Here is a 7,872-nt window from a genome sequence, read left to right as displayed (position 1 = left end):
GGTAGCGCGCTTCCCTGACACGGAAGAGGTCACTGGTTCGATCCCAGTATCGTCCACGAAGGCGAGAGGCGAGGTGTGTCCGCGGAATGCGCGGAGCGCCTCGCCTTCGTCGTGTTGTGCGGCTGCGCTGCGCTTGCCGCGGGCGGGGGCTCCGCCACCCGCACCCCCGTGCGCCGTCGCTTCGCTCGGCTCCCCGGCTGGCCGCCGCGGTCTGCTGACCGGCGTGGGTTGCCCGCCGACGCCTGCTGACCGGCGTGGGTTGCCCGCCGCGGTCGGCGCACCAGTTCGGGGGCCCGCCGCGGTCGGCTGACCGGCTCCGGGTGCCCGCCGTGGTTGGTTGGGCGGGTTGGTTGGTCGGCGGGGTGGTTTGGCGGCCGGTTCTTGGGGTCGGTTGCGGGAACGCGGGGGCTTGGAGAAGGAATCGCTCGTTCAAGCCCCCGCGTTGGTCCGCGATCGCCCGGCTTGTGGCTGGGGCGAGACAGGCGTCCGGGGTGCGGCTGCGAGGCGATCGCCGGGACCCGCGCGGGGTTTGTAACTAGTTGTTGACTTCGCGAAGAGGGGTCGCTAGCTTGTATGTATCTGGTTAGTTACTTGGGAGATGGTTATGGCTACGGCGTTGGTTACTGGGGGGAACAAGGGGTTGGGGTTTGAGGTGGCTCGGCAGTTGGTGGGGGCTGGGGACAGCGTGTATGTGGGGGCTCGGGATGTGGGGCGGGGGGAAGCGGCTGCTCGGCGGTTGGGGGCTCGGTTTGTGCAGGTTGATGTGACTGATGAGGAGTCGGTGGCGGCGGCGGTGAAGGTGGTTGAGGCTGGGGGTGGGCTGGATGTGCTGGTCAACAATGCGGGGATCGAGGAGCGGACGGCGGACGGCGGGTTCGTGCCGGCGGCTGAGGTGACGGCGGACAGTGTGCGTACGGCGTTCGAGACGAATGTGTTCGGGATCGTCAGGGTGACGCACGCGTTTCTTCCGCTGCTGCAGCGGTCGGCGGCGCCGGTCATCGTCAATGTGAGCAGCGGGCTCGGGGTGACGCGGGCTCTGGCTGACCCGGACTCCCCCGCGCGCTTCTACCCGGGAATCGCGTACCCGGCGTCGAAGGCGGCGGTCAACATGATCACGGTGCAGTACGCCAAGGCCTTCCCCGGCATCCGCATCAACGCCGCGGACCCGGGCTTCACGGCGACCGACCTGAACCACAACACCGGAACGCAGACCGTCGAAGAAGGTGCCGCGAGCATCGTTCGGCTGGCCCGGATCGGCCAGGACGGCCCGACCGGCGGGTTCTTCGACGCCAACGGCCCGATGGACTGGTGAAGCCGGGACCAGAAGTAAGGTGACGAGCATGTCCGAAGCGCGCACCCCACGTCCGCGCAACGCGGCGGCGACCAAGGCGCTGCTTCTCAAGGCGGCCACCGAGGAGTTCGCCGATCACGGACTGGCCGGCGCACGGATCGACCGGATCGCCGAACGTGCCGGCGCCAACAAGCGCCTGCTCTACGTCTACTTCGGCGACAAGAACCAACTGTTCGAGGCGGTCGTGGAAGAGCAGACCAAGGCCGTCCTCGCGGCCGCGCCGATGGACGACGGCGACCTGTGCGCGTTCGCCGTCGCCCGCTTCGACTTCGTCCTCGCGAACCCCGACTCGCGAAGGATCGCCGCCTGGCGCAGCTTCGAGCAGACCGAGCCCTCCGATTCGGAGCGCCAGGCCTTCGCAGCACGGATCGAAGCCGTCGAGAAGGCACAAGACGCCGGCCGCATCCGCACCGACATCTCGGCCGCGGACCTGTTCGCCTTCGTCCTGCGCATCACCGAGAGCTGGCTCAGCGCCCCGCCCGCCCTACAGGCCGCCGGCGGCGAGGACGCGCTCTCCGCGGAGCGGCTGCGACAACACCGGGCCGCACTCGAGGCCGCCGTACGCAGCCTTGTCGAGGCACGCGGGTAGTTACAGGCTGCCCAAGGATGGCTACCTGCGGGTAATGTCAGGGCATGGTGAGTGGGAAGCGGGCCGTCGGGTGGGGGTTGCTGGTTGCCCTGGCGCAGGGCCGGCGCCGGGTCACGGACGAAGCACTGACGGCAGCTGTCGGCGGGCAGGTCGTGCTGGTGACGGGCGCGTCGTACGGGATCGGCGAGGCGACAGCGCGCCGGCTCGGGCAGGCGGGCGCGAAGGTCCTGCTGGTGGCACGTACGGCGGACCGCCTGGAAGAAGTCGCCGCGGACATCCGAGCGGCCGGTGGCGAGGCCAGCGCGTACGCCGTCAACCTGGCTGATCCCGCAGCCGTCGAAGGTCTCGCGCGCAACGTGCTGGCGGAGCACGGGCACGTGGATGTGCTGGTGAGCAACGCGGGCCGGTCGATCCGGCGGGCGATCGCGGACTCGTACCAGCGGTTCCACGACATCGAGCGGACGAACGCGATCAACTACCTCGGCCCGGCCAAGCTGGTCCTCGAGCTGCTGCCTTCGATGCGGGAGCGCAGATCCGGTCACATCGTCAACGTTTCGACCGCCGGCGTACGGACGCCGCCCATGGCGCGTTGGTCGGCGTACCTGGCGTCGAAGAGCGCGTTCGACGTCTGGCTGCGGTGCGTCGCGCAGGAGATTCGCAGCGACAAAGTCACGGTGTCGACGGTCTACATGGGTCTTGTGCACACGCGGATGAGCGAGCCGACGGAGCTGCTGAACAAGATGCCAGGGCTGACGCCGGAGCAGGCCGCCGATCAGGTGTGTACGGCGATCGCCGAGCGGACGCACAACATCACGCCGCCCTTCGTCCGGCCGGCCGAGTTGGTCGGCAACCTGTTTCGGATCCCCACCGACCGGCTATTGGAACAGTACTTCCGCCTCAGCGGAGGCGGACCGAAACGCCGGCAACCACCGGGAGCTCACGAGTGAGAACACCCCGCCCGATCGCCCCGATCCGACCGCCGGACTGGCTGGTGCAGGCAGCGGCCGAGGTCGGCGGCATGTCCGTCGCCGTACTGAAGTCCGGCGTCTGGCGCCCGGCCCGCCCCTCGCACCTGGTCGGGATCGAGCGGGCGCTGCGACACTGGGGGCAGTCGATGGCCGCGCTCGGCGCGATCGCCGCGATCAGGTTCCCGGACCGGCTCGCGGTGATCGACGACGACGGCAGTACGACGTACGCCGAGCTCGACCGCCGCTGCGAACGGATCGCCGCCGCCCTGCACGCCGACCACGGAATCGTTGCCGGCAGCAAGGTCGCCGTCCTGTGCCGCAATCACCGCGGCTTCCTGGAGGCGACCCTGTCTGCGTCGCGGATCGGCGCCGACGTGCTGTTCGTCAACACCGAGTTCGCTCCCCCGCAACTCACCGCAGTCCTGGAGCGGCATCAGCCGGACCTGCTGATCCACGACGCCGAGTTCAGCCCGCGGACCCAGGTCCCCACGATCCTCAGCGACAACGACCTCGCCGAGTCGCAGGCCGCCGAGGCCCCCAAACCCGAGTCGCCAGGTCACATCACGATCCTGACCTCGGGTACGACGGGCACGCCGAAGGCAGCCCCACGAGCGCCGACCGCGCTCGGTCTCGCCGGACTGACTGCGAGCGCGCTCAACCGGTTCGGTCTGCGGTCGGGCGAACCGATGCTGATCTGCCCGCCGCTGTTCCACGGCCTCGGCCTGCTCACCTCGATGCTCGCGCTCTTCCTCGGATCGTCCCTGGTCCTCACCCGCAAGTACGACGCACGCGCCGCGCTGACCCTGGTCGAACAGACCCGCGCCGGCTCGATCGTCGCCGTACCCGTGATGCTCCGGCGCATGCTCGACCTGGGCCCGGCTGAGCTCGCGCGGCACGATCTGCGGTCGCTGCGCGCGGTGATCTCCGGTGCGTCGACGCTCGGCGCGCCGCTGGCCGAGCGGTTCATCGCGCAGTTCGGCCCGGTGCTGTGTGACGCGTACGGGTCGAGTGAGGTCGGCATCGCCACGATCGCGACGTCCGCCGACCTGATCGCGGCACCCGGCACGGTCGGCCGCCCGTGTCTCGGCAGCACGGTCCGGATCCTCGACGACAACGACCGGCCGGTGCCGATCGGCCAGACCGGGCGGATCTTCGCCGGCGGCGGCCTGGTGTTCGGCGGGTACTCCGACGGCTCGTCGAAGACGGTGGTGGACGGCCGGATGAGCACCGGCGATCTCGGCCACCTGGACCGCTCCGGGCGGCTGTTCGTCGACGGCCGCGAGGACGACATGATCGTGTCCGGCGGCGAGAACGTGTACCCGGTCGAGGTCGAGAACTGCCTCGCGAGTCATCCCGCGGTCGCCGAGGCGGCGGTGGCCGGCGTGCCGGACGAGGAGTTCGGCCAGCGGCTGGTCGGGTACGTCGTCCTACGCGAACCGGTGACCGAGGACGAACTCCTCGACCACGTCAAAGCCAACCTGGCGCGCTACAAGACGCCGCGGCAGATCGTCGTCCTCGACGAGTTCCCGCGCAACGCGACCGGCAAGGTGCTGCGGAGCAAGCTCACTCCCCCGTGACAGAAAATTTCGCTGCCGGCACCGGCATTGGCGCACTCCGATCGGCCTCCCACACTGAATGGGCGAGCGTTTGCCTACCTGAGGAGTCCGTCGTTGCAGTCCTTCTCTCTCGATGAGGTGAAGCTCGGTCCGGGGCTCCTCGCCACCAAAGCCGGGCTGATGCTCGTGCACCTGAGGTCGTACGACCCCGATCGCCTGCTCCGCGCCTTCCGGGAGAACGCCGGCCTGCCGACGCCCGACGTACCGAGGCCCGGAGGCTGGGAGGACACCGCAGGCGAAGCGCAGGGGAATCTCCGCGGTCACTACACCGGGCATTTCCTGTCCGCGCTGGCGCAGGCCGCTGCGAGCACCGGCGATCAGGTCTACATCAACAAGCTGCGGTATCTCGTCGACGGGCTGGCCGAATGCCAGGAGCCGAGTGGGTATCTGGCGGCATATCCGGAGAAGCAATTCGTCACGCTCGAGACCATGACGGAGGCTGACTACACCGTTGTCTGGGCGCCGTACTACACCGCTCACAAGCTCCTCAAAGGCCTGCTCGACACGTATCTCTGCATTGGTGAGCTCCGGGCGCTCGAGCTCGCCGAAGGACTGTGCCGCTGGATGTTCGAGCGCCTCCGGCGGCTGCCGTACGACGTGCGGCAGCGGATGTGGTCGTTGCACGGCAGCGGTGAGTACGGCGGGCTCGCGGAAACGGTCTGTGATCTGTACGCCGTGACACGCGATCCGGACTGGGTGGAGTTCGGCCGGCTGCTCGACTTCGACGTACTGATCGACGCCTGCGCGGCGGGCGAGGACGTCCTCGACGGGGTGCACGCCAATCAGCACATCCCGATCGTCACCGGGCTGGTCCGGATGTTCGAGGTCACCGGTGAGGAGCGGTACCTGACCGCGGCGGTGAACTTCTGGGACCAGGTCGTGCCGGGTCGGATGTACAGCATCGGCGGGACGAGCTCGCTGGAGTTCTGGGGTCCGGACGGGTCGATCGCCGGCACGCTGAGCGACACCAACGCCGAGACCTGCTGCGCCCACAACCTGCTCAAGCTGAGCCGGCTCCTGTTCGGGCTGCTTCGGAATCCGAAGTACGCCGACTACTACGAGCGGACGCTCTACAACCAGATCCTCGGCTCCAAGCAGGACGCGGTCTCCCCCGATCGGCCGCTGACGACGTACTTCATCGGCCTCACGCCGGGATCGGTCCGCAACTACCTCCCGAAGGACGGCGCGACCTGCTGCGAGGGCACCGGGCTGGAGAGCGCGACGAAGTACCAGGACTCGATCTACTTCCACAGCGACGACGAGCTCAACGTCAACCTGTACGCCGCCTCGTCGGTCAGCTGGAACGGGATCACGCTGACCCAGACCACCGATTTCCCTTACGAGCAAGGCACAACGCTGACAATCGAGGGGTCGGCGCACTTCACCCTCAAACTTCGCGTGCCGCTGTGGACCAATATGAGGGTGAACGGCGAGCAGCAGGAGATGACCAGCCGCTACCTGTCCATCACCCGGCACTGGCGCTCCGGCGACACGCTCCGGGTCGAGCTTCCGTTCGAGCTCCGCACCGAGCCTGCGCTGGACGATCCGAGCCTGCAGTCGGTCTTCTACGGGCCGATCAACCTAGTTGCCCTCGACAACCGCCAGGAGTTCCTCGAGCTCGGCGCCCTGTCCCCCGTCCCGGGCAAGCCACTGCACTTCGAGGCCGACGGCATCGAGTTCGCCCCGTTCTTCGAGGGGACCACGCATGCCTTCCACGCCTACCTCAGAGCCAGCTCCTGAGCAGGTCCGCGAACCGCTCCGGGTGCTGCTGGTGCAGATAGTGGGTCGCTCCCGGCCAGACCTCGATCTTCGAGCCGGGCGCCCAGGGGATCGATCGCGCGAAGGCGGCCGCGTAGTCGCCTGAGTACAGGCTCAAGCAGGGCTTGCCGACCGAAGGCAGGAACGCGCGAGCGGCCGGCCGAGCCCCGATGCTGCCCGGCGCGAGGTACATCGACTCATACAGCTCGGCCAGCACCTCCCCCGGCGTGGCCGCCATCTGTGCCCGCGCGTCCAGGTGCAGAGGGCTTCCAGGAGCATCCGCGAATGCCCGATCGACGAACTCGACCCCGGAGTCGGCGCCCCGGGTCCGCAGGTCTTCGAGCACGGCGGGACAGCGCTCCATCTCCGCGTCGTCCGCGCCGTACGCCGGGTCGATGACGACGATCCGCTCGACCAACGCCGGATACCGTACGGCGAGCCACGCGACCAACTGCCCGCCCATCGAGTGGCCGACAGCAACAACCGGCTCGGTCACCCCCGCAGCGAGGTCGTCCACGAGCACCGACACCGTCAGCGAGCCCGCCGACGTCCGGGAGCCGGCGGACGGCCGGGAGCCGTGACCGAGAAGGTCCGGGGCGAGCACGTCGGCCCAGGGCGTGACGAGCTTGGTGATCTCGTTCCACGACTGGCGATCCGCGCCCCACCCGTGGACGAGCAGCAGCCGTGGTCTGCTCACCACCACAGCCTCTCAGGCAGGAGCCGTCCGAGCATGGTCATCCGTTCCAGGGCGCCTTCGTGGTCGCCGAGCGAGAAGGCCAGCGTCTCGGCGCCCGCGTCGGCCAGTTCCTGCGCGCTCTCAATGATCGGCGCGACAGGTCCACCCGGCCAATGCAGTCGCGTCCCGACCTTCACGGGCCGAACTGCCTGACTCCGGATCCGGGCGACGGCAGCCGCAAAGCCCGCACCATCGAGATTCAGCCCCTGCCACTCGTCCCCGAACCGCGCGACCCGGCGCAGCGCCGGACCCGTCGTCCCGCCGATCATGATCGGAAGCGGCGCCCGCGGCTTCGGCTCGAAGACGCCGCCGCGGTCCTCGCCCTCGAACAGCCCGCGGATGATCTCCAGCCCTTCGTCCGTCCGCCGCCCACGCTCGGAGAACGACGCACCGACGGCCGCGAACTCGGTCTCGTCCCACCCCGTGCCGATTCCGAGGATCACGCGCTCGCCGGACAGCCGGTGCAACGTGGCCGCTTGCTTCGCGACGACGTACGGGCTGCGCATCGGGAGCACCAGCACCGAGGTGCCGAGCCGGATCCGCGTCGTCCGCGCCGCCAGGTAGCCGATCGTGACCAGCGGTTCGTAGACGCCGCCGTACGTCGAGCCGAACTCGCCAGGTGGCAGCAGGTGGTCGGGCAACCATGCCGTGCCGTAGCCGAGCTCCTCCGCGGCGACGGCGAGCTCGGTCAACCGCTCCGGCGGCATGGTCGCGGACTCATCGGGCAGCACGACTTGCAGCTCAACCATGGTGCCGACAGTAGCCCCTCACACCGATGTCAGAGTCAAGCGAAATTTTCGGCGAGCCGTGATCCAGGTTCGTTGCAAACAAGGGGTGTTAGCGTCATTTCCACT

Annotated in this window: 7 protein-coding genes; 5 read left to right on the top strand and 2 right to left on the bottom strand. The window is 68.9% G+C overall.

All coding sequences use genetic code 11. The features are described from left to right. Nucleotides 1-598 precede the first annotated feature (598 nt). The 5 genes from ACIBL3_RS09775 (at nucleotide 599) to ACIBL3_RS09755 (ending at nucleotide 6,264) form a co-directional block, all read left to right on the top strand. Entirely contained in the window at nucleotides 599-1,312 is a 714-nt protein-coding gene (locus tag ACIBL3_RS09775) for an SDR family NAD(P)-dependent oxidoreductase (protein WP_396352860.1), read from the top strand. A gap of 28 nt (nucleotides 1,313-1,340) precedes the next feature. Beyond that, nucleotides 1,341-1,940: a TetR family transcriptional regulator gene (locus ACIBL3_RS09770; RefSeq protein ID WP_396352859.1), complete on the top strand. Its 600-nt coding sequence runs from the start codon at nucleotides 1,341-1,343 to the stop codon at nucleotides 1,938-1,940. 44 nt (nucleotides 1,941-1,984) lie between these two features. Then, entirely contained in the window at nucleotides 1,985-2,887 is a 903-nt protein-coding gene (locus ACIBL3_RS09765; protein WP_396352858.1) for an SDR family NAD(P)-dependent oxidoreductase, read from the top strand. Then, on the top strand, nucleotides 2,884-4,485 hold the full coding sequence (locus tag ACIBL3_RS09760; RefSeq protein ID WP_396352857.1) for an AMP-binding protein: 1,602 nt from the start codon (nucleotides 2,884-2,886) through the stop codon (nucleotides 4,483-4,485). Before ACIBL3_RS09765 ends, ACIBL3_RS09760 begins: the two co-directional genes overlap by 4 nt. A 93-nt stretch (nucleotides 4,486-4,578) precedes the next feature. Continuing rightward, entirely contained in the window at nucleotides 4,579-6,264 is a 1,686-nt protein-coding gene (locus ACIBL3_RS09755) for a beta-L-arabinofuranosidase domain-containing protein (protein WP_396352856.1), read from the top strand. Here the strand turns inward: ACIBL3_RS09755 and ACIBL3_RS09750 are convergent. Continuing rightward, nucleotides 6,248-6,979, bottom strand: a complete 732-nt coding sequence (locus tag ACIBL3_RS09750) for an alpha/beta fold hydrolase (protein WP_396352855.1) — start codon at nucleotides 6,977-6,979, stop codon at nucleotides 6,248-6,250. The genes ACIBL3_RS09755 and ACIBL3_RS09750 overlap by 17 nt on opposite strands. Further along, nucleotides 6,976-7,767: a TIGR03619 family F420-dependent LLM class oxidoreductase gene (locus ACIBL3_RS09745; protein WP_396352854.1), complete on the bottom strand. Its 792-nt coding sequence runs from the start codon at nucleotides 7,765-7,767 to the stop codon at nucleotides 6,976-6,978. Before ACIBL3_RS09745 ends, ACIBL3_RS09750 begins: the two co-directional genes overlap by 4 nt. Nucleotides 7,768-7,872 lie beyond the last annotated feature (105 nt).

Origin of the sequence: Kribbella sp. NPDC050124, assembly GCF_044460355.1 — a bacterium.
Classification (GTDB): Bacteria; Actinomycetota; Actinomycetes; order Propionibacteriales; family Kribbellaceae; genus Kribbella.
This window is presented reverse-complemented; position numbering and strand designations above follow the sequence as displayed.

Coding starts and splice junctions, on each gene's coding strand:
- ACIBL3_RS09775 (WP_396352860.1), top strand. CDS start 599: ATGGTTATGGCTACGGCGTTGGTTACTGGGGGGAACAAGGGGTTGGGG.
- ACIBL3_RS09770 (WP_396352859.1), top strand. CDS start 1,341: ATGTCCGAAGCGCGCACCCCACGTCCGCGCAACGCGGCGGCGACCAAG.
- ACIBL3_RS09765 (WP_396352858.1), top strand. CDS start 1,985: ATGGTGAGTGGGAAGCGGGCCGTCGGGTGGGGGTTGCTGGTTGCCCTG.
- ACIBL3_RS09745 (WP_396352854.1), bottom strand. CDS start 7,767: ATGGTTGAGCTGCAAGTCGTGCTGCCCGATGAGTCCGCGACCATGCCG.